General features: G+C 61.6%; 23 protein-coding genes. 13 read left to right on the forward strand and 10 right to left on the reverse strand.

The genetic code is table 11. From position 1 onward, the window contains the following. Positions 1-160: 160 nt before the first annotated feature. The 3 genes from hutX to AC1RKJ_RS21395 all read right to left on the reverse strand — a co-directional run bounded on the left by hutX (position 161) and on the right by AC1RKJ_RS21395 (position 3373). A complete protein-coding gene (gene hutX / locus AC1RKJ_RS21385; RefSeq protein WP_492793130.1) occupies positions 161-661 on the reverse strand; it encodes a heme utilization cystosolic carrier protein HutX in 501 nt (166 codons plus the stop codon). Positions 662-673: 12 nt separating this feature from the next. Beyond that, complete coding sequence (hmuQ, locus tag AC1RKJ_RS21390; protein ID WP_492793131.1) at positions 674-1009, reverse strand: heme-degrading protein HmuQ; 336 nt, start codon at positions 1007-1009, stop codon at positions 674-676. Between the two features lie 147 nt (positions 1010-1156). Further along, on the reverse strand, positions 1157-3373 hold the full coding sequence (locus tag AC1RKJ_RS21395) for a TonB-dependent hemoglobin/transferrin/lactoferrin family receptor (protein ID WP_492793132.1): 2217 nt from the start codon (positions 3371-3373) through the stop codon (positions 1157-1159). Positions 3374-3690: 317 nt separating this feature from the next. Here AC1RKJ_RS21395 and AC1RKJ_RS21400 point away from each other — a divergent pair, with 317 nt between their 5' ends. The 11 genes from AC1RKJ_RS21400 (at position 3691) to AC1RKJ_RS21450 (ending at position 14263) form a co-directional block, all read left to right on the forward strand. Beyond that, positions 3691-3894 carry a hemin uptake protein HemP gene (locus tag AC1RKJ_RS21400; protein ID WP_492793133.1) on the forward strand — a complete coding sequence of 68 codons (204 nt, stop codon included), beginning with the start codon at positions 3691-3693 and terminating at the stop codon, positions 3892-3894. An 8-nt stretch (positions 3895-3902) separates the two neighbouring features. Beyond that, complete coding sequence (locus AC1RKJ_RS21405) at positions 3903-4883, forward strand: heme/hemin ABC transporter substrate-binding protein (protein WP_492793254.1); 981 nt, start codon at positions 3903-3905, stop codon at positions 4881-4883. Between the two features lie 50 nt (positions 4884-4933). Then, positions 4934-5977 (forward strand): FecCD family ABC transporter permease, encoded by a 1044-nt coding sequence (locus AC1RKJ_RS21410; protein WP_492793134.1) that lies wholly within the window; start codon positions 4934-4936, stop codon positions 5975-5977. After that, a complete protein-coding gene (locus tag AC1RKJ_RS21415; protein WP_492793135.1) occupies positions 5974-6768 on the forward strand; it encodes a heme ABC transporter ATP-binding protein in 795 nt (264 codons plus the stop codon). The genes AC1RKJ_RS21410 and AC1RKJ_RS21415 overlap by 4 nt, the downstream gene beginning before the upstream one ends. Before the next feature lie 210 nt (positions 6769-6978). Beyond that, a complete protein-coding gene (locus AC1RKJ_RS21420) occupies positions 6979-7773 on the forward strand; it encodes a FadR/GntR family transcriptional regulator (protein WP_492793136.1) in 795 nt (264 codons plus the stop codon). Positions 7774-7950: 177 nt separating this feature from the next. Then, positions 7951-9261, forward strand: a complete 1311-nt coding sequence (locus AC1RKJ_RS21425; RefSeq protein WP_492793137.1) for an ABC transporter substrate-binding protein — start codon at positions 7951-7953, stop codon at positions 9259-9261. 89 nt (positions 9262-9350) lie between these two features. Beyond that, the gene (locus AC1RKJ_RS21430; RefSeq protein ID WP_492793139.1) at positions 9351-10247 is read left to right on the forward strand and encodes a branched-chain amino acid ABC transporter permease; all 897 of its coding nucleotides are present in this window, start codon (positions 9351-9353) and stop codon (positions 10245-10247) included. Next, the gene (locus AC1RKJ_RS21435) at positions 10247-11236 is read left to right on the forward strand and encodes a branched-chain amino acid ABC transporter permease (RefSeq protein ID WP_492793140.1); all 990 of its coding nucleotides are present in this window, start codon (positions 10247-10249) and stop codon (positions 11234-11236) included. The genes AC1RKJ_RS21430 and AC1RKJ_RS21435 overlap by 1 nt, the downstream gene beginning before the upstream one ends. Beyond that, entirely contained in the window at positions 11233-11982 is a 750-nt protein-coding gene (locus tag AC1RKJ_RS21440; RefSeq protein WP_492793141.1) for an ABC transporter ATP-binding protein, read from the forward strand. The genes AC1RKJ_RS21435 and AC1RKJ_RS21440 overlap by 4 nt, the downstream gene beginning before the upstream one ends. Next, positions 11979-12641 carry an ABC transporter ATP-binding protein gene (locus tag AC1RKJ_RS21445; RefSeq protein ID WP_492793142.1) on the forward strand — a complete coding sequence of 221 codons (663 nt, stop codon included), beginning with the start codon at positions 11979-11981 and terminating at the stop codon, positions 12639-12641. The genes AC1RKJ_RS21440 and AC1RKJ_RS21445 overlap by 4 nt, the downstream gene beginning before the upstream one ends. Before the next feature lie 26 nt (positions 12642-12667). Further along, positions 12668-14263, forward strand: coding sequence for a class I adenylate-forming enzyme family protein (locus AC1RKJ_RS21450; RefSeq protein ID WP_492793143.1), 1596 nt, complete (start codon positions 12668-12670; stop codon positions 14261-14263). A 115-nt stretch (positions 14264-14378) separates the two neighbouring features. Here AC1RKJ_RS21450 and AC1RKJ_RS21455 read toward each other — a convergent pair whose 3' ends face one another. Beyond that, positions 14379-14891: a MarR family winged helix-turn-helix transcriptional regulator gene (locus AC1RKJ_RS21455; RefSeq protein WP_492793144.1), complete on the reverse strand. Its 513-nt coding sequence runs from the start codon at positions 14889-14891 to the stop codon at positions 14379-14381. Between the two features lie 111 nt (positions 14892-15002). Here AC1RKJ_RS21455 and AC1RKJ_RS21460 point away from each other — a divergent pair, with 111 nt between their 5' ends. Then, the gene (locus tag AC1RKJ_RS21460; protein WP_492793145.1) at positions 15003-16157 is read left to right on the forward strand and encodes an efflux RND transporter periplasmic adaptor subunit; all 1155 of its coding nucleotides are present in this window, start codon (positions 15003-15005) and stop codon (positions 16155-16157) included. 1 nt (position 16158) lies between these two features. Further along, on the forward strand, positions 16159-19302 hold the full coding sequence (locus AC1RKJ_RS21465) for a multidrug efflux RND transporter permease subunit (protein WP_492793146.1): 3144 nt from the start codon (positions 16159-16161) through the stop codon (positions 19300-19302). 14 nt (positions 19303-19316) lie between these two features. Here AC1RKJ_RS21465 and AC1RKJ_RS21470 read toward each other — a convergent pair whose 3' ends face one another. The 6 genes from AC1RKJ_RS21470 to urtB all read right to left on the reverse strand — a co-directional run bounded on the left by AC1RKJ_RS21470 (position 19317) and on the right by urtB (position 24609). Continuing rightward, the gene (locus AC1RKJ_RS21470) at positions 19317-19655 is read right to left on the reverse strand and encodes an FmdB family zinc ribbon protein (RefSeq protein WP_492793147.1); all 339 of its coding nucleotides are present in this window, start codon (positions 19653-19655) and stop codon (positions 19317-19319) included. Between the two features lie 94 nt (positions 19656-19749). Next, a complete protein-coding gene (gene fmdA, locus AC1RKJ_RS21475; RefSeq protein WP_492793148.1) occupies positions 19750-20979 on the reverse strand; it encodes a formamidase in 1230 nt (409 codons plus the stop codon). Positions 20980-21010: 31 nt separating this feature from the next. Next, complete coding sequence (gene urtE / locus AC1RKJ_RS21480; RefSeq protein ID WP_492793149.1) at positions 21011-21700, reverse strand: urea ABC transporter ATP-binding subunit UrtE; 690 nt, start codon at positions 21698-21700, stop codon at positions 21011-21013. A 10-nt stretch (positions 21701-21710) separates the two neighbouring features. Next, a complete protein-coding gene (urtD, locus tag AC1RKJ_RS21485; protein WP_492793150.1) occupies positions 21711-22466 on the reverse strand; it encodes an urea ABC transporter ATP-binding protein UrtD in 756 nt (251 codons plus the stop codon). 10 nt (positions 22467-22476) lie between these two features. After that, entirely contained in the window at positions 22477-23670 is a 1194-nt protein-coding gene (urtC, locus tag AC1RKJ_RS21490; RefSeq protein WP_492793151.1) for an urea ABC transporter permease subunit UrtC, read from the reverse strand. A 12-nt stretch (positions 23671-23682) separates the two neighbouring features. Beyond that, entirely contained in the window at positions 23683-24609 is a 927-nt protein-coding gene (gene urtB, locus AC1RKJ_RS21495) for an urea ABC transporter permease subunit UrtB (RefSeq protein ID WP_492793152.1), read from the reverse strand. Between the last annotated feature and the right edge of the window lie 117 nt (positions 24610-24726).

A 24726-nucleotide genomic window follows, 5' to 3' on the forward strand; every position in this document is an offset into this window, starting at 1 on the left:
GGAATGGCGCAGCGCTGAATGCCCGTGACGCGACGCGCCCGCGACGAAGCAACCCGGTCATTGCCCCTCCAAGAGCCGGGTTGCTTCGCTCGCAACTTTCAAATGCAAAAGAAAATGGCCGGGATTTTCCCGGCCATTTTTGATTCAGATGACGCAGAATTCACCCCAGCGACTTCGCCAGCGCGCGGAATTTCTCAAGCTGGTCGGCCTTGAGCGCGCGGGCCTCGTCGCGCCCGACGAACACCTTGAACATCACGCCGCCATCGACATTGAGAAACGCCGCGAACGCCGACGACTTGCCCATGAACGGCCGCTCGACGAAGGCGATGCCGCCGCAGCGCTCATGGCGCAGATGGCCGTGCATGCCCTTCGGCTTCATGATGTTGTAATAGCCGCGGCCGATCTCGCCGCCGCCGACCGGCTCGGTGACCTCGAAGATACCATCCTCGGTATGGATGATCAGCGTCACCTCGCCCCATGTCGCGATGTCCTGCATCGCGGCCACGAACGCCGATCCTGGCGCGAAGGAACGCATCTCGTCCGGCAACGCCTCGATCACGGCGCGCGCCGTGACGTTCTTCTCGCGCGCGACGTCCTCGATGACGCCGCCCGGATTCTCCGCCATGTGCTTCTTGAGATCGGCGAGATCGGTGCTCAGCATAACTAATCCTTCTCAGGCGGCTGCGCTGGTCTTGCGCTCGGTCTGGATCACCTCGAAGCCCTCGAACTTCGGATGGCCGAGATAGAGGCTCTCGCCGGTCTGGTTGTCGGCACGCGCATGCGCCTTGCGGAACTGCTCCGACTTGGTCCATGCCTCGAACGCCGCCTTGTCGACCCACGTCGTGTGCGTCGAATACAGCGTGTGGTCGTCGGCCTTCGGGCCGCGCAGCAGGTGAAACTCCACGAAGCCCGCGAGTTCGCCGAGATACGACTCGCGCGTCGCCCACACCGTTTCGAACGCCTGTTCCGAGCCGGTCTTCACCTGAAATCTGTTCATTGCGATAAACATTGATCTTCTCCTGTTTGTTTCATTGTAGGCCCACATGGCCGCTTGTTAAAGGGCCGCTGTATCTGCGCTGCGTCAGCAAACGCATCGAGCCGCGCAGAAAAGCTCTGCGCGGCGATTGAAAGCGAAAACTGTTTGTCGTCGTGCCTGTCAGACTCCTCCAAATCGGACCTTGAGACTTGCCTTGTAAACCCGCCCCGGCGCAGATCCCGCCAGCGCGGTATCGGTGCCGTCCGTTCCGCGAAGCGTCGCGAACGGGATGTAGTACCGGTCCAGCAGGTTATCGATTCCGAAGCTTGCGACGATGTCAGGCGTCGGCTGATAGGCGAAGTAGAGATTGACCAGATCGTAGTTCGTCGCCGGATTGTAGAGTGTGCTCAGGCCGGACTGGGAGGTCACCGAGGCCCAGCGCACCGAGGCCGTCAGTTTCTGATCGAAGAAGCGCGCACCGAGCGTCGTGACGATCTTCTGGCCCGGAACGCTCTGCAAATGCTCGCCGGTCGACACGTTGATGCCCTCCATCCACGACCCGGCCACACCCGCGAACCAGAGGCCTGAATCGTAGGTCGATTCCAGTTCGACACCATCGATGCGCGCATTCGCGATGTTCTGGTACTGGACCAGCGAGGTTGTCGTGAACGCGACCGGAAGCCACGGGATCGGAAAGGGACAAAATCCGGGAGGTCCGGGGCAGATCGAAACCATCGCTTGCGGCGGACCGAACGAGACGAGGTCGATATAGTCATCAACGTCGTTGCGGAACACGTTGATCTTCGCACGGATCTTGTCGCCCGCCGAGAACACGTCGTTGAACCGCAGGTTCAAACCGGCTTCCTTGGTCTTTCCGACCTCTGGTTTCAGGGCAAGATTGGGCAGAAGCGTAAACAGCGATCCATACAGGGTTGAGCCCGTGCTGACTCCGACACCCGGGTGAATACCGGAGACGAGCGTTTCGGTCACCGATGGCGCACGGTAGCCTTCGGCATAAGTCGCATACCCGGTCACCCATGGCGCAGGCGTGATGCCGATGGTCGACTTCGGCGAAAAGCGATTACCGCTGGTCTCGAAGCTGCCGCTGTTCAGCGCGTATTCGTCGAACCGCACGGCATTGATGAATTCGAGCATCGCGTAGTTGCTCTTCACCTGGACGAATGCACCGTCCACCCGCCGGTCGCCGTTTGGCGTGGTGTAGGCGGACGCGCCGCCAGGATCGCTTACCTTGACCTTGTCCGAGAAATAATCGCCGCCGTAGGTGATGGCGTGCGCGACCGGACCCGTATCGATGCGCGACGTGTTGTAGATGTCGAAGCCGACGGTATCGACCGTGAACGAGCGCTTGTCGCCAATCTGGCCGGTAATCGGATTTCCCGCGCCGGCATTCTTGATCTGGTCGGTGTCGGTGCCGTTGAAATAGACGCTCGCCTTGTAGTCGAACAGGCGATCTTCCGGCCTCTGGTATTTCCAGCTCAGTGTCGCCGTCTGGTTGCTGGTATTGGTGGCGTAACCCGACGTATTCGGAATCGACGGCTGGCCGGTGTTGTAACGCGCATCGTAGCCGACAAAGCCGAGCTTGACCTCGTGACCGTCAGCGGGCCGGAACGTCAGCTTGGCGAGTCCGGACTGGGTGTCCGACGCGGTATTCGGGACCGTGACGCCGTTACCGTTCTTGTAGTCGGATTGTGCGCGATAGGATCCGCCGACAATAGCCTCGACGGTTCCGTTCTGGTTCTTGCCAGCCGCGAATGTCGAGAAATTCGTCCGCCAGTTGTTGGACCCGACGCCCATTTCGCTGAGAACGCCCCAGCGTTCGCCGATACGCACGATGTCCTCGACGTCCTTGGTGCGGAACGACACCACGCCGCCGATGGCGCCGGAGCCGTAGATATTGGCCACCGGACCACGCACGACATCCACGTCGCCGATCATCGCCGGATCGATGTAGAAGTAGCCGTTGGCGTTGTGGCCGGTGCGCTGGAAATTCTGGCGCGCACCGTCGATGACCACCGCGACACGTCCGAAATCCTGCAAGCCGCGCACAGCAATGGCGCTGCCCGGCTCGTCGCCGCGCTCCTGGAACGAGACGCCCGGCGTGTTGATGAAAATGTCGGACGTTCGTTTCGGCCCGACCTGATCGATCTCGGCCTGATTGATTCTGCTCACTCCGGCCAGCGCATCGATGGTCCGCCCTTCGGTCTTCGTCGCGGCGACGCTGATCTCGTCGAGAGTCGTACCCTGCGCAACCTGCGCGCGGGCATCAAGCGCCTGTGCGGAAGGCGCCTGAGGCGGCGCGGCCGCGTGCTTTTTCTTGGCCTGTTTGGGCTTTGCGATCGGAGCCGCCGCCGGATCGGCGGTTTGAGCATGCGACACGCCGGCAGCCCCCAGCGCAACAACAGACACAGATACGAGAAGCGCGCACGCGCGCGCGTTCAGCCCCAACATGACAGCCCCAACTCTTCATTATGCTTTGATGCGGCTGGCGGGCATCGCCTTGAGAAGGCGGCTGGCTGGCTAGTTGTGAATTACGCCGGTCTTTCACCAACGTGCTGACGCTTTTCGTAAAAACGCGCCGCCGGGTCAATCGTGGATCAGCGAGTTTACATCTATTGTAAATTTGAGCATTGGCGTTTGCGCAACAGCAAAATTAAAGAAGAGCAACACTTTCTCGAATTGAACGCGCAAGACGGATGAGCACTGACCAACGTGAACCTGCCAACAATCCGGAGAAGCAGTCTGGAACGACTCTAATTGAGCGCTCCGTTCCGTTGATGGATAACCGCATCAACAGCCGCGACCTGTTTGCCGCCACGCGGGAAATCCTGATCGCTCATGGCGACGAGACCTATCGCCTGCGGCTGACCGCGCAGAACAAGCTGATCCTGACGAAATGACAATACAGATGACCTTCCGCCGGACATTCGGCGTCACCCTTGGTGTCACGCTCGGCCTTGCCGCAAGCCTTTATATTAGTGCGATCCCGCTGGCGGCCGCCCGTGCCGAAGGTACCGTGATCCATGATGCGCGCGGCCGCGATGTCGAGATCGGCAATACCGACCGCATCGTCTCGATCGGCGGCGCTGTCACCGAGATCCTGTACGCGCTCGGTCTCGGCGACAGGATCGTCGGCGTCGACACCACGAGCCTCTACCCGCCGAAGGCGCTCGCTGAAAAACCAAACGTCGGCTACATGCGCCAACTGTCCGCCGAGGGCGTTCTCGGCCTCAATCCGCAATTGATCCTGGCCATCGAAGGGTCCGGCCCAAAGGAGACGCTCGACGTGCTCGACGCGGCGAAGATTCCGTTCGTGTCGTTTCCCGAAACATATTCCGAGCAGGGCCTGCGCGATAAGATCAAGCTCGTCGCCCACGCGATGGGCGCCGATTCGCGAGGCGCGTGCCTCACCACCGCTGTCGACAAGGATCTCGCCGAACTCAGGAAGCTACGCGACAGCGTCAAGCGGCCGGCGCGCGTGATGTTCGTGATGTCGTTCCTCAACGGCCGGGCGATGGTGGCCGGGCAGAAGACGGCGGCGAACGAAATCATCAAGCTGGCCGGCGGCGTCAACGCCATCGACGGATTCGAGGGCTACAAGCCCGTCAACGACGAGGCGATCGTCGCGGCCAAACCCGACGTTGTGCTGACCATGGCGCGCGGACACGAGCAACTGGACGCGGCGACCGTATTCGCCAATCCGTCCTTCGCGCTGACGCCCGCAGCTGCGAAAAAATTCTTCGTCGCAATGGACGGGCTGTACCTGCTGGGCTTCGGGCCGCGCACCGCCGCCGCCGCGCGCGATCTCGCCGTGTCGCTCTATCCCGATCTCAACGAGAAGGCCGCAGCCTGGAAACCGGCCACGCTGTCCGTCGACTGCCATCAATGACACCGGCCGATGCAGCAACTTCCCACGCGGCTCACCCCCGCGTGTCGTCCATGAGGCCGTCCGCGATTGTCGTTTACGCCGTCCTGATCGCGGGCGTGTTCGCCGTCGCGTTGCTCGCAACCACCGTCGGCGCCGCCGGCATTCCGCTGCCGCGTCTGGCCGCAGCACTGGGGTTGAACATCGCGAATGCCGATCCCGCCATGCTGGCACGGGACGAACTCGTGCTGTGGTCGATCCGGATTCCGCGCATCGCCATCGCGGGCATGATCGGCGGTCTGCTCGCATTGTCGGGCGCGATCATGCAGGGGCTGTTCCGCAATCCTCTCGCCGATCCCGCGCTGGTCGGCGTCTCCAGCGGCGGCGCGTTCGCAGCGGCCTCGGCCATCGTGATTTCCGACAGCGCATGGGGCGCGAGCTTTCGCTTTATGCAACTGGAGCTGCTACCGATTGCCGCCTTTGCCGGTTCGCTGCTGACCACAACGCTGCTTTACAAGATCGCGAGCCGCGAGGGCCGCACCTCAGTGGCGATCTTCCTGCTCGCGGGTCTTGCCATCGCCGCCATCGCCAATGCGGGCATCGGGCTTCTGGTGTTCGTCGCGGATGACCGGCAGTTGCGCGACATTACGTTCTGGCTGCTGGGCTCACTCAGCGGCGCGACCTGGCCGAAAGCCGGGATCGTTGCGCCGGTGGCACTACTGGCTCTGCTGGCGATACCGCTGATCGCGCGCGGGCTCGACGTGCTGGTGCTGGGAGAAGCAGAAGCCTTTCACACCGGCGTCGATGTCGAGCGCTTGAAGAAAATCTCGATCGTGCTGATTTCGGCGATGACCGGCGTCGCGGTGTCGATCTGCGGCGTAGTCGGTTTCGTCGGCATCGTGGTCCCTCACCTGCTGCGCATGGTGATCGGCCCCGGCCATCGCATGCTGCTGCCCGCCTCGGTGTGTCTCGGCGCGATCCTGCTCATTCTCGCCGATACCATTGCGCGGGTGCTGGCCGCGCCCGCCGAAGTGCCGATCGGAATTCTGACCGCGGCGCTCGGCGCGCCGTTTTTCCTGTTCATCCTGTTGCGGCAACGAAAGCTGATCGCGTCGTGACATCGCCTCGCCCCGCACTGATCGAAGCCGATGCGGTCTGCATGAAAGTGCGGCACGCGACGCTGCTCGACAATGTCAGCGTGCAGCTTCATGGCGGCGAGACCGTCGCCATTGTCGGACCGAACGGCGCGGGCAAATCCACGCTGCTGCGATTGCTGTCCGGCGATCTGCGTTGCAGCGGCGGCGGCGTCCGGCTGAAAGGCCGCGACCTCGGATCATACGCGTCGCGCGAACTTGCGAAACATCGCGTCATGTTATCGCAGCACGTCAGCGTCAGCTTTCAGTTCACGGTCGAGGAGATCGTCGCGATGGGCGCCGGAGATCGTCCGCGCATGGCCGCGAAACCGCTGGTCGACGCCGCCATCGCCGAACTCGAACTGGAGCCGTTCCGGCACCGCGAATTGCCGACATTGTCCGGCGGCGAACAGCAGCGCGCGCATTTCGCCCGTGTTCTCGTTCAACTGGCGTGCGGCGAAGCCGATCACGGCCCCGGCGTGCTGCTGCTCGACGAGCCGACATCCAGCCTTGACCTGCGCTACCAGATCAATCTCGTGGAAATCGCCAAGCGCCGCGCCCGCGCCGGCACGGCCGTGGTCGCGGTGCTGCACGATCTCAACCTCGCCGTCCGTTTCGCCGACCGCATCATCGTGCTGCGCAAGGGCTCGGTCGCCGCCGACGGCTCGCCCACCGAAACCATCACCGACCGCATGATCAGCGATGTGTTCGACGTCGCCACCAGCATCGGCTCCGAGGACGGGCAGCCTTATGTTCTGTTGCAGCGGATGCAGTAACGCGGACGATTGCTGGGCCGCTTGTATGCCAGACACCGATGCTGCGCCGCGCTGTTTTTCAGTTGCTTCCCCTGCTCGCGGATGCGAGATTGAGTTTCTTCCTGCAATGCACCAGAAGAACATCCGATGTTTAACATCGGATGTTTTGTGGCGGCCCGCACATGCGCGTGCTAGCTTGGCAGTCAGTCGCTCAAACTCAATCGAATTGAAATGAAATCTCCCGCCCGCTCCCGCCTCAAAACCAACGGCAAGCTCGTCAAGCCAGGACGCATTCAGTCCGTGCTCCGAACACTCGGCAGCGAGATCGCGCAGGACCTCATTCCGGTCGGCGCGACGCTGCCGCCCGAGCACGATCTTGAAAGCCGATTCGGCGTCGGCCGCGGCGTGGTGCGCGAGGCGATCAAGACGCTTGCGGCGAAAGGCCTCGTCACCGTGCGGCCCCGCCACGGCACCCATGTCCGCCCGCGCGGCGACTGGAGCCTGCTCGACCGCGACGTGCTGAGCTGGCTGGTGGAAACGGATGAGCCCAATCGCGCGCTGCTGCTCGCGCTTCAGGAAGTGCGCCTCATCATCGAGCCCGCCGCCGCAGCCCTTGCCGCAGAGCGCGCCACCGCGAAGGACCGCAAGCGCATCAACACCGCGCTCGCCGCGATGGAAGCCTCGCACGACGTGCCGACCGCCATCGTCGCCGACAAGGCGTTTCATCTGGCGATCATCGACGCCACTCACAATCCGGTGCTGCAAGGCTTTCGCGGCGCCATCGACACCATTCTAAGCGCGGTTTTCATGGTGGCCACCGGCAGCCCCGGCTGGTTCAACGAGAACCTGCCGAACCACGCGCTCGCCGCGCACGCCATCACCGAAGGCAACGCCGAGAAGGCTCGCGCCGCGATGCAGCAGGTGCTCGGCTATACCCAGTTCAAGCTGTCGAAAAAGAAATATGGGCGCGCCGCGAAGGCGTCGTCTGGCGAACAAAAGCCGAAGCGCAAACGCCGCGCCGCGTAAGGCTTTTCGGACCGGCAGCCAACTGGATACGTGCGGCTTTTCGTCTTCCGCTACCGTTTCGCAAGCGCGTCATGGACGAGGCCGAAAAGCGCCCGTAAGCTGCGAACAGTTTCACCGATGCCCGGCAAACGGGTGCGGACACAAGCCGGCTTCGACCGGATACTCGGGAGGGAATACATGAAGAGCTTCAAGCGCTTTACGCGATCGTTTGGGATGCTGACGGCCTGCTCCGCCGCTGTTCTGGCGCTGACCGGCCCGTCATCGGCCCAGGACTCGTTCAAGGTTGGAATCGTCACCTTCCTGTCAGGTCCGGCAGCGGAGAGCTTCGGCGTTCCCGCCGGCAAGGCCGCGGAATTCGTCATCGGCGAATTGAACAAGGGCGCCGGCCCCGCGCCCTATAATAAAGTCGGCTTCGGCGGCATGAAGATCGAGCCCGTCATCATCGACGAGAACGGCGGCGCGACCAAGCAGGTGCAGGAACTGCGCAACCTCTATCAGCGCGACAATGTCGACGCGGTCATCGGCTACATCGGCTCCGGGGACTGCCTCGCGGTCGCCCCCATCGCGGAAGAGTTGAAGAAGCCGCTGTTCCTGTTCGACTGCGGCACGCCGCGCATCTTCGAGGAAGCCAAATACAATTACGTCTTCCGCACCTCGGCCCACGCCACCCAGGATAACGTCGGGCTGATCCGCTACATGAAGCTAAAGAACATCAAGATGGATACGTTCTCGGCCATCAACCAGGATTACGCCTGGGGCCAGGACAGCCGGGCGGACTTCGTCGCAGCGGCCGGCCAGTTGTATCCGAACGCCAAGCTCGGCGCGGATCTGTTGCCGAAGTTCGGCGCGGGCCAGTACGGCACCGAAGTCTCGGCGCTGGTCTCGGCGGGTTCGGACGTCGTTTATTCGAGCCTCTGGGGCGGCGACCTGCAGGCCTTCATCCTGCAATCGGTGCCACGCGGGCTTGCCAAGCGCAGCCAGCTTGTGCTCAGCGCCGCCGACCACGTGCTGCCGCCGCTCGGCGACAAGATGCCCGACGGCGTCATCATCGGCGCGCGCGGCGCTTACGGCCTGATGTCGCCGAAGACCCCGCTCAACGAGTGGTTCTTCACCGGCTACGAGAAGGCCAACGGTGTTTATCCCGTGCAGGCCGCCTACCGCGTCACGCAGTCGATCCTCGGCGTGAAGAACGCAGTCGAAAAAGCCATGACCAAGAACGGCGGCAAGAAGCCGACCACCGACGAACTGGTCGCGGCCATGACCGGCTCCGAGTGGGAGAGCCCCGGCGGACTGATCCAGATGAAGAACGGCGACGGCCATCAGGCCATCCAGCCGATCGCGTTCAGCCGCACCAGGTACAACGCGGAAAAGAAGCGCGTCGATCTGGTCGACATCGTCAACTTCGAAGCCGAATGCGTGAACCCTCCTCCGGGAGTGAAGGCAATCGACTGGATCAAGGGCGGAATGAAGAACGACAAGTGCAAGTAATCTTCTGCGCTTGACGGCCACCGGGCGGCGCGACGATGTGAATCTTGCGCCGCCTATCTCTTCGCGACAACTCCGGCCTGAATCCGTTCATGAACACGCTTCTCACGGTCATACTCGACGGCCTGATTCAGGCGTCGTGGCTTTTCATTGTGGCGCTGGGCCTGACGCTCGTTTTCGGCGTGCTCAAGATTCTCAACATCGCCCACGGCGGCTTCTACGCGCTCGGCGCCTATCTCGCGGCGACGGCCGTCACGCTGGCGGCGGCGCATAAGGTCCCCCCCGCACTTGGCTTCATCCTGATGCTGCTGGCGGTCGCCTTGATCGCCGCGGTGATCGGCCTCCTGATGGAGCGCGGGCTGATCAAGCTGTTTTACGGCCGCGATGAAGTCGTGCTGCTGCTGGTGACCTACGCGGTGTTTCTCATCCTCGAAGACGCCACCAAGCTGATCTGGGGCGTCAATCCGATCTACGCCAACCAGCCCTACGAACTGTTCGGCAATGTCGAGTTCGCCGGGCTGTTCTATGTCGGCTACGACCTCATGCTGATCCCGCTCTCGGCGGCGATCGGGTTCGCGGTCTGGTTCGGACTCAACCGCACGACCTCCGGCAAGATCGTCTCCGCCGTGATCCACAACGCCGAAATAAGCGCGAGCATGGGCGTGAAGATCAATCGCGTCTACGCGCTGGCGTTTGCCTTCGGCGTCATGCTGGCCGCGATTGCCGGCGGCCTCACCGCGCCGAAAATATCGGTGCAGCCGGGATTGAGCTCCGAAATCATCATCCTGAGTTTCGCCATCGTGGTGATCGGGGGACTCGGCAGCGTCGAAGGCGCGGCCATCGGCGCGATCCTGGTCGGCATGGCGCGCGCGGCATCGGTGCACCTGCTGCCGCAGGCCGAACTGTTCATGATCTATCTCATCATGGCCGCCGTGCTGATGTTCAAGCCCGAAGGCCTGTTCCGCCGCGAAACCGCGAGGCGGATCTGATGAAGCACGCAACCAATCCCGTCGTTCTTCTCGGCCTCGTCGTGCTGGCCGTGCTGTTCGGCCGCATCATTCCGGCATGGACCTTGTCGCTGGCGACGGTCGCGGCATCCAAGGCGCTGGTCGCGCTCGGCATCGTCGTGCTGGCGCGCACCGGCAACGTCTCGTTCGGACAGGGCCTGTTCTATGCCGGTGGCGGCTATGGCGTGGCGCTGATCGCGCACAACTGGGGCCTGACCGACGCCGTCGCGCAGGTACTGATCGGCGCGGTGTTTGGCGGCCTGCTCGGCCTTGTCATCGGTCCACTGATCGCCCGCTACAGCGGCATCTTCTTCGGCATGCTGACGCTGGCGCTGTCGATGGTGCTCTACGGCGCGCTGGTCAAGACCACCATTCTCGGCGGCTCCGACGGTTTCAACGTAGGCCGCCCGACCCTGTTCGGCGCGGTGTTCAACGATCCGCGCGAGGCGGACTTCATGCTGTATGCGGTGTCTGTGGTCGCCACCGGCATCGCGGGCATCGTTGCGACCATCCTGTTCCGCTCCGAATTCGGCCTGACGAGTCTCGCCGTGCGCGAGAACAACCTGCGCGTCGAATATCTCGGCACCTCCGCGAACCGCGTCGTCACCATCAACTTCGTGATCGCCGCGATCTTCGCCGGGGCCAGCGGCGCGCTCGCGCTGATGGCGCAGCGGCACATCGATCCCGAATTCGCCTACTGGACGACCTCCGGTGAGTTCGTCTTCATCGCCGTGCTCGCGGGCACGCAAAGCGTCGGAGCCGTGTTCATTTCAGCGCTGGTGCTCGAACTCGTGCGCTCGTTCTCCAATCTCTACCTTCCGAACACATGGCAACTCGTGCTCGGACTGTTCCTGCTGGCGGTGATCCTGTTCCTGCCGCGCGGCATCGGCTCGCTCTGGAGCGGAAGAAGGCGGAAGACTTCCGAACCACCGCCGGAACCGGCTGTCGCCGAAAAAGGATCGGCATCATGACGCCCGTCCTTTCCGTGCGCGGACTGCAAAAGCGCTTCGGCGCCGTCGTCGCCGCCGACAACATCAGCATCGATATTCCGGCGGGCCAGAAGATCAGCCTGATCGGCGCCAACGGCGCGGGCAAGACCACCTTCGTCAACATGGTGACGGGCTACATGAAGCCCGACAGCGGCGAAATCGACCTCGACGGTTCACCGATCGGGCGGCGCTCTCCCCGCGATGTCGCAAAACTGGGAATCTCGCGCTCGTTCCAGATTCCACAGTTATTCATCGAACTCACCGCCGTCGAGAATCTCACCGTCGCCGTCTCCAGCGCGACAGGCGGGCCGTTGTCTCCGACGCAGCCTGCGGAAGCCGGCGACCGCCGCGATAAGGCCCTCGCGCTGCTCGACCGCTTCGGTCTCGCCCACCACGCGGAACGGCCCATTGCCGAACTCGCCGGCGGCGTGCGCAAGCTTGTTGACATCGCCATGGCGCTGGCACGGCGGCCCAAGCTGCTGCTGCTCGATGAGCCCACCTCCGGCGTCTCGGCGGAAGAAAAATTCGCCACCATGGACCGCGTCATTCACGCCGTCTCCGCCGAGGCCGCGACCATCGTCTTTGTGGAACACGACATGGACATCGTCAGCAAATACGCCGACCGCGTCGTCGCGTTCTACAATGGCCGGATTCTCGCCGACGGCGAGCCCGCGCATGTGCTGAAAGACGCCGAAGTCCGCCGTTACGTGACGGGAGGCGCACGATGACCGCCGCTCGTCCGCTGCTCGACATCGAAAATCTCGCGGTTGAAATCCAGTCGATGCCCGCGCTGCGCGGCTTCACCATGCAACTGACCGAGGGCGCCATGGTCAGCCTGGTGGGCCGCAACGGCGCCGGAAAAACCACGCTGATGCGCTCGATCATGGGGCATCTTGCACCCAAACGGGGCACCATGCGTTTTGCCGGCGACGATCTGGCGGCGTTGCCGCGCCACGCCCGCGCCGGTCTCGGCATCGGCTACATGCCGGAAGACCGCGGGCTGGTGCCGCAACTGACCGTTGAAGAAAATATCCTGCTACCGCTGTGGGTGGCAAGGAACGTCGACCAGAAGGCACGGCTCGCCTTTGTTTATGACGTGATCGGCGAACTCGCCACCATGCGCGACCGCAAGGCCTTATTATTGAGCGGTGGGCAGCAAAAGCTGGTGGCGCTGGGGCGCGCGCTCGGTATCGGCACCAGATGCCTGCTGCTCGATGAGCCATTCGAAGGGATCGCACCTGCCCTGTCGGAGCGGATTTCAGATGTTCTTGCATCGCTCAAGGGCAAGGGTTTAACTGTATTGATGTCGCAATCGGATTTGAATCATTCTCATACTTTGTTCGACGCCGAATTCGTGATCGAGCGCGGCGCCAATCTTTCAACCTGATACCAGATATCAGGACAGGGCTATTTATGGACTGGTCGCAATATCCGATTCCGCCGATGCGGATGGAAACCCGCTTCGGCGATCGCATCGTCCCGGCATTCGAGAACCGCCCCGCCAGCATCTGGGCCATGGTCGCCGATGCCGCCTCGACCAACCCTGACGGCGAGGCGCTGGTCTGCGGCGACGAACGAATGACATGGCGCGAGGTCGCGCAAAAATCCGCGCAGATCGCCGCCGGCTTCAAGGAAATCGGATTGCTGCCCGGCGACCGCATCGCGCTGCTGCTCGGCAATCGCATCGAGTTCGTGCTCGCGCTGTTTGGCGCGGCGCATCTCGGCGTTGTCAGCGTGATGTTCAGCACCCGGCAGCAGAAACCCGAGATCGCCTACATGCTGGCGGACTCCGGCGCGAAGCTCATCATTCACGAAGACGCGCTGGCCGAACGTATCCCCGACTCCGTCGAGATCCCCACTCTGCTTCAACGCGTCTCGATCGGTGCGGTCGATGGATCGCTGGCGTTCGCCGACTTGATTGCGACCGAGACCACGCAGACGCCCATGGCGGTCGCCGAGCAAGACATCGCCATGATCCTCTACACCTCGGGGACCACGGGCAAGCCCAAGGGCGCGATGCTGGCGCATTGCAACCTGATCCATTCGGCGATGATCTACGAAATCTGTCTCGAGATGACGCGCGACGACCGTTCGGTTGCCGCCGTGCCGCTCGCGCATGTCACGGGCATCGCCGCCAATATCATGACCATCGCGCGCTGCGCCGGCACGCTCATCATCGTCCCGGAATTCAAGGCGACGGATTACCTCAAGCTCGCCGCGCGCGAACGCATCACCCAGACCGTGATGGTGCCGGCGATGTACAACCTTTGCCTGCTGCAAGCCGATTTTGAGTCCTACGATCTTTCGGCCTGGCGCATCGGCGGATACGGCGGCGCGCCGATGCCGGTCGCGACTATCGAACGGCTCGCCGAGAAACTTCCCGGGCTGAAACTCGTCAACGCCTATGGATCGACGGAAACATCGTCGCCCTCGACGATCATGCCGCCGCAGTTCACCAAGACTCACAGCGACAGCGTCGGACTGCCATGTCCGGGCGCACATATCATTGTCGTGGACTCGAACGGACACGAACTGCCTCGCGGCGAGATCGGCGAACTCTGGATTCACGGCGGATCGGTCATCAAGGGTTACTGGAATAATCCCCTTGCGACCTCGGAAGGTTTCACCGGCGGCTACTGGCATTCCGGCGACCTCGGGTCGATCGATCAGGAGAATTTCGTCCGCGTGCTCGACCGCCAGAAGGACATGATCAATCGCGGCGGCCTCAAGATTTATTCCGCGGAGGTCGAGTCGGTTCTGGCCAGTCATCCCGCTGTCATCGAGAGCGCTGTCGTCGCACGGCCGTGTCCGGTGCTGGGCGAGCGCGTTCACGCCGTCGTCGTTGTCCGCAGCGAGATCGACTCACCCGCGCTGCGCTCATGGTGTGCCGAGCGGCTGTCGGATTATAAAGTGCCCGAGACGATGACCGTCGGCACCGATCCGCTGCCGCGCAACGCCAATGGCAAGGTCATGAAGAAAAACCTGCGCGAAACGCTGGTGGATTCCTGAGCGAGACGCCGTGATTCCTGCGTGATCCGCCTTCATTCTTGCGTGATGCGCCCGGACACCATTTCGCCCTTTGTATCCAGGTCCGCCGCCATTTCGCCTTTTGAAAAGCGCGAGTTTAGGACCGCGCGCGCACCCGCCGCGCCTTGAGCTGGTCCTTGATCTGATCCTTGGACTCGTCAGCCTCCGGCGGGTTCTCAGCTATGGTCTTGATCCGCGCCTTTATCTCAACGAGGGTCTCAAACGTTGATTCGATTGCGGTTTTAGGAATATCGCGCAGCACATCGGTCGCAATCGCATCCCGCAAGCTGTCGAGATCGTCGACCAGTTGCCGCCCCTTGCCGGTCAGGAACAGCCGGTTGGCCCGGCGGTCGGTCGGATCGGGCTTTCGTTCAAGCAATTTGGCCTCGACCAGCCGGTCAAGCAGCCGCACCAGAGAAATCGGCTGAAGTTCGAGCACATCTGCGAGATCGACCTGCGACAGCCCTTCCTGCTGCCGTAATCGAAACAGCACAATCCACTGCGCGCGCGTGGTCCCGCGACCCTTCGCCCGCTGATCGATGTGATTGCGCAGGAGACGAGACGTCTCAACGAGTTGCGCGATCACCTGGCGTTTCAGATCAAGCGACATGCGGATTAGGTCCGAACCTTTCCAAGAATTAATAATGCGCCTGCATACTAAGTGCTGGCTCATTAGTTATAAGCTATACGGGATCGCCACCCTGAAGCAATTGAGATCGGTATGACAAAGCGTCGCATTCCTGGCTGGGCTTGTTTCATCGCCGCACTGCTCCTGATCGGAGGCGGGTATTTCGGATGGCCACGGCATCAGTTGCCGAAGGTCTCGGACAGCAAATCCGCCGCAGCCGTTCCGGTCACCGTGGCTGCGGTCACGAAAGAGGATTTCCCGATCTATCTGACCGGGCTTGGAACGGTTCAGGGTTTCAACACCGTCACGGTGCGTACGCGCGTCGACGGCCAGATCAACCAGATCGCCTTCAAGGAAGGCCAGATGGTCAAGGAAGGCGACCTGATCGCGCAAATCGATCCGCGTCCTTTTCAGGCCGCGCTCGATCAGGCCAACGCAAAGAAAAGCCAGGATGAAGCGGGTCTGGCCAACGCCCAGCGGGATCTTCAGCGTTCCACCAAGCTCGGCGATTTCGCCACCAAGCAAACCGTCGATACGCAAACCGCGAATGTTCAGCAACTGACCGCGCAGATTGCCGCCGATCAGGCCGCGATTTTCAATGCACAGACGCAACTCGACTACGCCAGCATCCGCGCGCCCATTTCCGGTGTCGCCGGCATCCGGCAGGTCGATGTCGGCAATATCGTCAATTCAGCGACACAAACCGGCATCGTCACCATCGCGCAGATCGAGCCGATTTCGGTGATCTTCACCGCGCCCGAACAACAGCTTCCAGCGATCGCCAATGCTCTTCACCAGCATGAGACGACAGTTACCGCCCTCACATCCGACGGGCGCAAGGTGCTGTCCGAAGGCGTCCTTTCGCTGATGAACAATCAGGTCGATACCACGAGCGGAACCATCCGCCTCAAGGCGACGTTCGACAACAAGGATCATGCGCTGTGGCCGGGCTTGTCGGTGGCCACGCGCCTTCTTGTCGATACAACGAAGGATGCGACCGTGATGCCCGACGACGCCATCCAGCATGGCGCCGACGGACTTTATGCTTTCGCCGTGACCACTGGCGACAAAGCCGAACTGCGCAAGATCATGGTCGGCCCCTCCACCGACGGCAAGACGCTGATTGAAAGCGGTTTGGTCGCGGGCGAACGAGTCGTGACCCGCGGGCAATACCGCGTCCAGCCCGGCTCGCTGCTGACGGTCAATGTGGCAAGCTCAGGACAATCACCCTCGGCGAAGGCTGACTGACATGAGCGAGGGCATCTCCGGTCCGTTCATTCGCTATCCCATCGCGACGTCGTTGCTGATGGCCGGCATTCTTTTTGTGGGCCTCGTTGCCTATCCGCTATTGCCGGTCGCGCCGCTACCGCAGGTGGATTTCCCGACCATTCAGGTTTCCGCAAGTCTTCCCGGCGCAAGTCCCGAAACCATGGCGTCATCGGTCGCGCAGCCGCTCGAACGGCAGTTCGCGCAGGTTCCCGGCGTGGCGCAAATGACCTCGACGAGTTCGCTGGGGTCAACGTCGATCACGATCCAGTTCGACCTCAACCGCAGCATCGACGGCGCGGCTAACGATATCCAGGGCGCGATCAACGCAGCCGGCGGCCAGCTTCCGAAAACCCTCCCGAGTCCGCCGACCTATCGCAAGGTCAATCCGGCGGATTCGCCGATCCTGCTGCTCTCGGTCACATCCGACACGCTGCCGCTGATCGACGTCAACGACTACGCCGATACGCAGATGGCGCAGCAGATCAGCCAGATTTCCGGCGTCGCGCAAGTGACCATCGGCGGCCAGCAGAAACCGGCGATCCGCATTCAGATCGATCCGGCAAAACTCGTGGCCAAAGGCCTGCAACTCGAGGACGTGCGCAGCCAGATCGCCATCACCACCGTCGACAGCCCCAAAGGCAATATCGACGGCAAAACGCGCAGTTTCACGATCTACGCCAACGACCAGTTGCCGAAATCGAAAGACTGGAACGACGTGATCGTCGCCTACCGCAACGGCGGGCCGCTGCGGATTCGCGACATCGGTCAGGCGGTGTCCGGGCCGGAGGATGCCAAGCAGGCCGCATGGGCCAACGGCAAGCGCGGTGTATTCCTTGTCGTCTTCAAGCAACCCGGCGCCAACGTCATCGACACCGTCGACAAGATCAAGGCGCAGTTGCCGCGCCTGGTCGCGGCCATCCCGCCATCGATCAATGTGTCGGTGCTGAGCGATCGCACGCAAACCATCCGTGCGGCGGTGGAAGACGTCCAGTTCACGTTGCTGCTCACTATCGCCCTCGTGGTCATGGTGATTTTCATCTTCCTGCGAAGCCTTTGGGCCACGATCATTCCCAGCGTCACCGTCCCGCTCGCGTTGCTCGGCGCATGTGCGCTGATGTGGGCATTCGGCTACACACTGGACAACCTGTCGCTGATGGCGCTGACCATCTCGGTCGGGTTCGTGGTCGACGACGCCATCGTCATGCTGGAGAACATCAGCCGGTATATCGAGGAAGGCGAACAACCATTCGCAGCCGCGCTGAAGGGCGCCAGCGAAATCGGCTTTACCATTGTCTCGATCAGCATCTCGCTGGTCGCCGTTCTGATTCCCCTCCTGCTGATGGGCGGCATCATCGGCCGCCTGTTCCGCGAGTTCGCCATCACGCTTGCGATGACGATTTTCGTCTCGCTTGTGGTCTCTCTGACCCTGACACCGATGATGGCGTCGCGCTTCCTGAAGGCGCACAGCGCCGAAACCCAGCACGGCAAGCTCTATCAACTCAGTGAACGCTTCTTCGACGGGATGCTGCGCGGATATGAATGGGGGCTGAACCTCGTCCTTCGCTGGCGTTTGACCACACTGTGCGTCTTCTTCGTTACCGTTTTCCTGTCGGGTTACCTGTTTGTCGTCATCCCCAAGGGCTTCTTTCCGCAACAGGACATCGGCCTCATTACGGGAATCACCGAGGGCGGACAGGACATCTCATTTGCTGAAATGTCGCGCCTTCAGTCGCAGATCGGCGGAATCATTCAAAAAGATCCCGCGGTCGCAAATATCGCCATGTCGATCGGTGGCGGCGGCAGCGCGCTGAACAACGGGCGCATGTACATCACGCTGAAGCCGCGCGATGAGCGGGACGTCAGCGCGCAGCAGATCATTGCGCGGCTGCGACCGCAATTCGACAAGCTCGAAGGCGCGCGCGTGTACCTCCAGGCTTCGCAGGACGTCCGTCTCGGAGGACGCGCCACACGAACGCAGTTTGAATATACATTGCAGGATGCGAACCTCGACGAGTTGAACAGTTGGGCTCCGAAGATTCTCGAAAAACTGAAAACCCTGCCGGAATTGCGCGACGTCGCCACCGACCAGCAAACCGCCGGCACGACACTGACCCTGACCATCGACCGTGACACGGCCTCGCGCTTCGGCATCCAGCCGCAGCTGATCGACGACACGCTGTCGGATGCGTTCGGGCAACGGCAGGTCGCCCAGTATTTCACGCAGGTCAACAGCTACCACGTCATTCTGGAAATTCTGCCCGAGCTGCAGGGCTCGGTGGATACGCTGAGCAAGATTTACATCAAGTCGCCCACGACCGGAGATCAGGTGCCGCTGTCCGCGTTCGCGCGCTGGACGACCGTGCCGGTGCGTCCGCTGTCGATCAGCCATCAGGGCCAATTCCCCGCGACCACAATCAGCTTCAACCTCGCACAGGGAACGGCGCTGGGTCAGGCGACGGATGCCATCCAGAACGCGGTGGCGCAGCTCAATGTCCCGCCCACGGTCAACGGCAGCTTCCAGGGCACCGCGCAAGCGTTTCAGCAATCGCTCGGCACGGTTCCGCTGCTGATTCTGGCCGCGCTTATCGTTGTCTACCTGATCCTCGGTATCCTGTACGAGAGTTACATCCACCCGCTCACGATCATTTCCACCCTGCCCTCGGCCGGTGTCGGTGCGCTGGCGATCTTGATGATGTTCGGGTTCGATTTCAGCTTGATTGCACTGATCGGCATCGTGCTTCTGATCGGCATCGTGAAAAAGAACGGCATCATGCTGGTGGACTTCGCCATCGCTGCCGAGCGCGACGAAGGCCTCGCTCCTGAAGAGGCGATCCGCAAGGCTGCGCTGATCCGCTTCCGCCCGATCATGATGACGACCATGGCGGCGCTGCTTGGCGGCGTCCCGCTGATGCTGGGAACGGGAACCGGCTCCGAGATACGGCAGCCGCTGGGCTACGCGATGGTGGGCGGCCTTGTGGTCAGTCAGGCGCTGACGCTGTTCACGACGCCGGTGGTCTACCTGTACCTCGACAAGCTGTCGAACATGTTCTCGCGCGTCGGCCGATCGAACAGGAAGACTCCATCCGTGAGACCGACGAACAAGGTTTCGGAAGCCGCCGAATAGCGTGCTCTCCAGCTTTAATGGCTGATCATCCAGGGCCGAGCGGTCGGAAAGCTTTTCGCACCGCTGCGGGTTTTGGTGACCAGCCGGGACGGTTTCGTCGAACAGCATCCGCAGCCCGGCTTGTGTGACGCCTTGTACTCGCCAAGCGTCTTCGGGGCGTTGGCGCTGCGCTCATTGATCGCGTGCGACTTCCTCTTGTCCGCCGGCATGCAGGAAAAATGCGGCGCGGTGAGAATGACCCGCGGTGCTTCCACCGCACAATGCGGGCAGTCCTGCGGCTCATCGCACTCGGCCATCGGCTTCATGTCCGTGAATGGACCGCAGTCGTTGCAAAGATATTCGTAAACCGGCACAGCCCGTCTCCCTCGGTTGGTCCTGTTGTCCTGGGATCGCCGCGGGAAGGCAGAGGCGGCAGAGTACGCGCCGCCTCCGCGCTCCTTCGCGGGACTATTTGTCCTGAGACAGCGGCATATCGATGCCGCCCTTGATGTGTTTGATCGGTCCCGCCGACGACGGCATGATGTCGAAGTCGAAGATTTCCGTCGGCAGCCACAGCGTGGCGCAGGCGTTCGGAACGTCCACGACACCCGAGATATGCCCCTGCACCGGCGCCGTTCCGAGAATGGAATAGGCCTGTGCGCCGGAATATCCGAATTTCTTCAGATACTCGATAGCGTTGAGACAGGCCTGACGATAGGCAACCGTCACATCGAGGTAATGCTGCTTGCCGGCCTCGTCGACCGAGATACCTTCGAAGATCAGGTAGTCCTTGTAGTTCGGCGTCATCGGCGATGGCTTGAACACGGGATTCTTGATCCCGTACTTCGCCATGCCATCCTTGATGACATCGACCTTGATATGCAGCCAGCCAGCCATCTCGATGGCGCCGCAGAAGGTGATTTCGCCATCGCCCTGGCTGAAATGCAGATCGCCCATCGAGAGACCTGCGCCCGAAACGTAGACCGGGAAGTAAATCTTCGAGCCGCGCGACAGATCCTTGATGTCGCAGTTACCGCCATGTTCGCGCGGCGGAACGGTGCGCGCGCCTTCGGCGGCGGCTTTCGCCTTGGCGTCGCCCTTGAGGCGCCCCATATGCGCGGTCGGACCGAACGGCGGATTGGCGAGACCCGGGACGCGGGTTGGATCTGTCGCGATCAGCGCGGTCTCGCGTTCGTTCCACATCGACAGCATCTTCGGATCGGGCAGACAGCCGATCAGGCCGGGATGAATCAGCCCCGCGAAGTTGACGCCGGGAATATGCCGCGACGACGTGTACATGCCCTTGAAGTCCCAGATCGACTTCTGCGCCAGGGGGAAGTGGTCGGTCAGAAAGCCACCGCCGTTCTGCTTGGAGAAGAAGCCGTTGAAGCCCCACAGGCTCTCCTTCATCGGCCCGACATCGAGCAGATCGACCACCAGAAGATCGCCCGGCTCCGCACCCTTGACGCCGATCGGCCCCGACAGGAAGTGCACGATCGACAGATCGATATCGCGAACGTCGTCGGCCGAATCGTTGTTCTTGATGAAGCCGCCGGTCCAGTCGTAGGTCTCGATGATGAAATCGTCGCCCGGACTGACCCACTCCACCATCGGGATATCCGGATGCCAGCGGTTATGAACCTTGTCGTTGTCGTAGGCCGACTGGTTGAGATCGACCTTAATCAGTGTATCTGGCATTTGAGATGCTCCCCTGGTTACATCGGCTTCGTTAAACTGAAAGATATTTCGCGACCTGCGCAGCATCGATGCCGTCGCGCTTTTCATCGCGGACGATCTCGCCGTTTTCGATGACGAGAACACGGTCGGCGACATCCAGCGCGAAACTGAGAACCTGCTCGGACACGATGATTGAAAGCCCGCGCTCGTCGCGGATACGCTTCAGCGTGCGTGCCATTTCACGGATAATCGACGGCTGAATGCCTTCGGTGGGTTCATCGAGCAAAAGAACCTTCGGCTTGGTCGCAAGCGCGCGCGCGATGGCTAACTGCTGCTGCTGGCCGCCCGAAAGATTTCCTCCGCGCCGGCCCTTCATCTCAAGCAACACCGGGAACAATTCATAAATGTCGCCAGGGACGTCCCTTTCGCCCGACGCGACCAGCCCGGTTTCGATGTTTTCCTTCACCGTCATGGTCGAGAAGATCATCCGGCCCTGCGGGACATAAGCGAGGCCCTTTGCGACGCGTTCATAACTTTTGAGCGCGCTGAGTTCGCTGCCCTCCATGGTGACGGAGCCGCTCTTGGTCGGAACGATGCCCATCAGCGACTTCATCAGCGTGGTCTTGCCCATGCCGTTGCGGCCCATGATCGCGACGATCTCGTTGGGCGCGACGGAGACATTGAGGCCGTGCAGGACTTCGCTCTGTCCGTATGCAACGTGGAGATCCGAGATCGCGAGCATGGTATCTTCCTTAATGGCCCAGATAGACTTCGATAACTTTCGGGTCGTTCTGGACCGCCTCCATCGAACCTTCCGACAGGATTTTCCCCTGATGCAGCACGGTCACCTTGTGCGCGATGTCCTCGACGAATTTCATGTCGTGCTCGATCACCAGCACCGAACGATCCTTGATGATGCGGTTGAGCAATTCGGCGGTCTTGATCCGCTCGCTGACACTCATTCCTGCCACCGGCTCGTCGAGCATCAGCAGGTCCGGGTCCTGGATCAGCAACATGCCGATCTCTAGCCACTGTTTCTGGCCGTGGCTCAGCAATTCCGCACTCATGGCGAGACGATCCTTGAGAAAGATCATCTCAGCGACTTCCTCGACACGATCGCGCACCGTCGCATCGCGTTGGAACGTCAGCGCGCCGAACACCGTTCGCCCGCGCGGATAGGAGATTTCGAGATTTTCGAAAACGGTTAGATCGTCGTAGATCGACGGCGTCTGGAACTTGCGGCCGACGCCGGCCTGGACGATCTGGTTTTCCTTCATTTTGGTCAGTTCCTGATTGCGGAACTGAATCGAGCCGGATGTGGCCTTGGTTTTTCCGCAGATCAGATCGAGCACGGTGGTTTTGCCCGCGCCGTTCGGGCCGATGATGACGCGGATTTCGTTCTCGTCGACGTAGAACGACAGGTCGTTGACGGCCTTGAAGCCATCGAACGACACCGTCAAGGCCTCGACCGCGAGCAGGAATTCCTTGGGTTGATGACCGACAAGCATGATGTTCTCCCTACTCCGCAGGTGCGCCGTCAGCGACAGAACCGCTGGTCCAGCCGCTCTTCCCGCCCGCCTTCGGCTTGCGAGATGAAATCAGGCGATCGATGCGGCTCTGAATGTGATCGCGCCAGATCCCGGCAAGACCGTTCGGGAACGCCAGCACCACTGCGATGAACAACGCACCAAGGCCGAACAGCCACAGTTCAGGAAACGATTCCGACAGGCCGGTCTTGGCGAAATTGACCAGCAGCGTGCCGTAGATCGCGCCCAGGATGGACAGGCGGCCGCCCACCGCCGCATAGATCACCATTTCGATCGACGGAACGATGCCGACGAAGGACGGCGACATGAAACCGACCTGGAGAGCGAACATCGCACCCCCGATGGCTGCAAACACCGCCGCCGCGCAGAAAGCAAATATCTTGAAGTTGGCGACGCTGTAGCCTGAGAACCGGACGCGATCCTCCTTCTCGCGCATCGCAACCAGAATTCGCCCGAGCTTCGAATGACGGATGAATTGTGCGACGCCGATGCAGCCGAACAAGCAGGCAACTTCCACGAAATAGAGGATAAACTTGGCGTTGTCGGTGCGGATATCCCAGCCCTTCAGCGTGCGCAGATCGGTGATGCCGTTAACGCCCCCGGTGTAGCCCTGCTGGCCGATAATAAGGATGGTCAGGATCGCTGCGATGGCCTGAGTGATGATGGCGAAGTACGTGCCGCCGACGCGGCGCTTGAACATGGCAGCGCCGATGATGAAGGCGAAGATCGCCGGCACCACAACGATTGCAATAATTGTTAATGTCAGACTGTGAAACGGCTTCCAGAATAACGGCAGCTGCGTGATCTGATTCCAGTCCATGAAATCAGGAATGCCGGGCGTCGACTGGATCTTGGTGTTCGCGACACTGGATGCTTCCAGCTTGAGAAACATCGCCATGCAGTAGCCACCGAGGCCGAAGAATACACCCTGCCCGAGGCTGAGAATTCCGCCGTATCCCCAGCAAATCACCAGTCCGATCGCCACGAAGGCGTAGGTCAGATACTTCGCGACCAGGTTAAGCCGGAAGTTGTCGAGGGTCAGCGGCAGGATGACGACCAGCAGTACCGCCAACACCAGAATGCCGAAAAGTTCGGAGCGATTTGCGAAGCGTGGGTTGTCGTTGACGGCTTTGGCGACAGTTTGCTCGGCGACTTTCTTGGACATTTCCTGGCCTTTTCACTTCCGGACCTTGAGAGCGAACAGTCCCTGCGGCCGCAGCATGAGGATGCCGACAACCGCAAGCAGCGTGAGAACCTTGGCCATCGATCCGGACAGGAAAAACTCCATGGTGGACTGCGCCTGGGAGATGGTGAATGCCGATGCGATGGTGCCAAGCAGGCTGGCCGCGCCCCCGAACACGACCACAAGAAATGTATCGACGATGTAGAGCTGGCCGGAGGTCGGGCTGGTCGAGCCGATCATGGTGAAAGCCGAGCCTGCGATGCCCGCGATGCCGCAGCCGAGGCCGAAGGTGTAACGATCGACCTTCTCGGTATTGATGCCGACCGCGCCGGCCATCACGCGGTTCTGCACCACGGCGCGGACCTGACGACCCCAGCGGGATTTATACATGATGTAGGCCACAGCGATGGTGATCAGCACGGTCAGGCACATCACGAAGATGCCGTTGATGGGCACTTCGATGGTGTCGGTGATCTGCTTCGATCCCAGCATCCACTGCGGGAGCTCGACGCCGACTTCGCGCGCACCGAAGATCGAGCGATAGGCTTGCTGCAAGATCAGGCTCAAGCCCCATGTCGCAAGCAGCGTATCCAGCGGCCGCTTGTAGAGGTGCCGTATCAGCGCCCATTCCACCAGCATTCCGAGTGATCCGGACGCTATGAAAGCCAACGCCATCGCGAGAAAGAAGTAGCCGCTGAACAGTGAGGGAAGATAGGCCTGAAAGAAATTCGACGTCATCCACGTGACGTAGGCACCGAGGATCATGAATTCGCCGTGCGCCATGTTGATGACGCCCATCTGGCCGAAGATGATCGCAAGCCCGAGCGCCATCAGAACGTAAACGGAGAAGAGGATGAGACCCGCGAAGCCCTGCATCGCAAAGATCGCGCCGAGGTCGCCAATCGAATAGTCGCCGAACATTTCAATTCTCCGCGGAGAGTAAGTCTCGCGCCGCGAACGAATTCGCGGCGCGAGGGCTGCGGACGTGGACCGAAAAATCCACGCCAGGGAGCTCAGCTTTCGGAAGGACGCTTACCG

The sequence above is a fragment of the Afipia sp. GW822-FHT04G07 genome (assembly GCF_058800765.1).

What these genes read in the sequence shown, in the direction of transcription:
- AC1RKJ_RS21445 (WP_492793142.1), top strand. Translation starts at nt 11,979, where the DNA reads ATGACCGCCGCTCGTCCGCTGCTCGACATCGAAAATCTCGCGGTTGAA.
- hutX (WP_492793130.1), bottom strand. Translation starts at nt 661, where the DNA reads ATGCTGAGCACCGATCTCGCCGATCTCAAGAAGCACATGGCGGAGAAT.
- AC1RKJ_RS21460 (WP_492793145.1), top strand. Translation starts at nt 15,003, where the DNA reads ATGACAAAGCGTCGCATTCCTGGCTGGGCTTGTTTCATCGCCGCACTG.
- AC1RKJ_RS21405 (WP_492793254.1), top strand. Translation starts at nt 3,903, where the DNA reads ATGACCTTCCGCCGGACATTCGGCGTCACCCTTGGTGTCACGCTCGGC.
- urtC (WP_492793151.1), bottom strand. Translation starts at nt 23,670, where the DNA reads ATGTCCAAGAAAGTCGCCGAGCAAACTGTCGCCAAAGCCGTCAACGAC.
- urtE (WP_492793149.1), bottom strand. Translation starts at nt 21,700, where the DNA reads ATGCTCGCGATCTCGGATCTCCACGTTGCATACGGACAGAGCGAAGTC.
- fmdA (WP_492793148.1), bottom strand. Translation starts at nt 20,979, where the DNA reads ATGCCAGATACACTGATTAAGGTCGATCTCAACCAGTCGGCCTACGAC.
- AC1RKJ_RS21450 (WP_492793143.1), top strand. Translation starts at nt 12,668, where the DNA reads ATGGACTGGTCGCAATATCCGATTCCGCCGATGCGGATGGAAACCCGC.
- AC1RKJ_RS21435 (WP_492793140.1), top strand. Translation starts at nt 10,247, where the DNA reads ATGAAGCACGCAACCAATCCCGTCGTTCTTCTCGGCCTCGTCGTGCTG.
- urtD (WP_492793150.1), bottom strand. Translation starts at nt 22,466, where the DNA reads ATGCTTGTCGGTCATCAACCCAAGGAATTCCTGCTCGCGGTCGAGGCC.
- AC1RKJ_RS21440 (WP_492793141.1), top strand. Translation starts at nt 11,233, where the DNA reads ATGACGCCCGTCCTTTCCGTGCGCGGACTGCAAAAGCGCTTCGGCGCC.
- AC1RKJ_RS21425 (WP_492793137.1), top strand. Translation starts at nt 7,951, where the DNA reads ATGAAGAGCTTCAAGCGCTTTACGCGATCGTTTGGGATGCTGACGGCC.
- AC1RKJ_RS21420 (WP_492793136.1), top strand. Translation starts at nt 6,979, where the DNA reads ATGAAATCTCCCGCCCGCTCCCGCCTCAAAACCAACGGCAAGCTCGTC.
- AC1RKJ_RS21465 (WP_492793146.1), top strand. Translation starts at nt 16,159, where the DNA reads ATGAGCGAGGGCATCTCCGGTCCGTTCATTCGCTATCCCATCGCGACG.
- AC1RKJ_RS21455 (WP_492793144.1), bottom strand. Translation starts at nt 14,891, where the DNA reads ATGTCGCTTGATCTGAAACGCCAGGTGATCGCGCAACTCGTTGAGACG.
- AC1RKJ_RS21400 (WP_492793133.1), top strand. Translation starts at nt 3,691, where the DNA reads ATGAGCACTGACCAACGTGAACCTGCCAACAATCCGGAGAAGCAGTCT.
- urtB (WP_492793152.1), bottom strand. Translation starts at nt 24,609, where the DNA reads ATGTTCGGCGACTATTCGATTGGCGACCTCGGCGCGATCTTTGCGATG.
- AC1RKJ_RS21410 (WP_492793134.1), top strand. Translation starts at nt 4,934, where the DNA reads ATGAGGCCGTCCGCGATTGTCGTTTACGCCGTCCTGATCGCGGGCGTG.
- hmuQ (WP_492793131.1), bottom strand. Translation starts at nt 1,009, where the DNA reads ATGTTTATCGCAATGAACAGATTTCAGGTGAAGACCGGCTCGGAACAG.
- AC1RKJ_RS21430 (WP_492793139.1), top strand. Translation starts at nt 9,351, where the DNA reads ATGAACACGCTTCTCACGGTCATACTCGACGGCCTGATTCAGGCGTCG.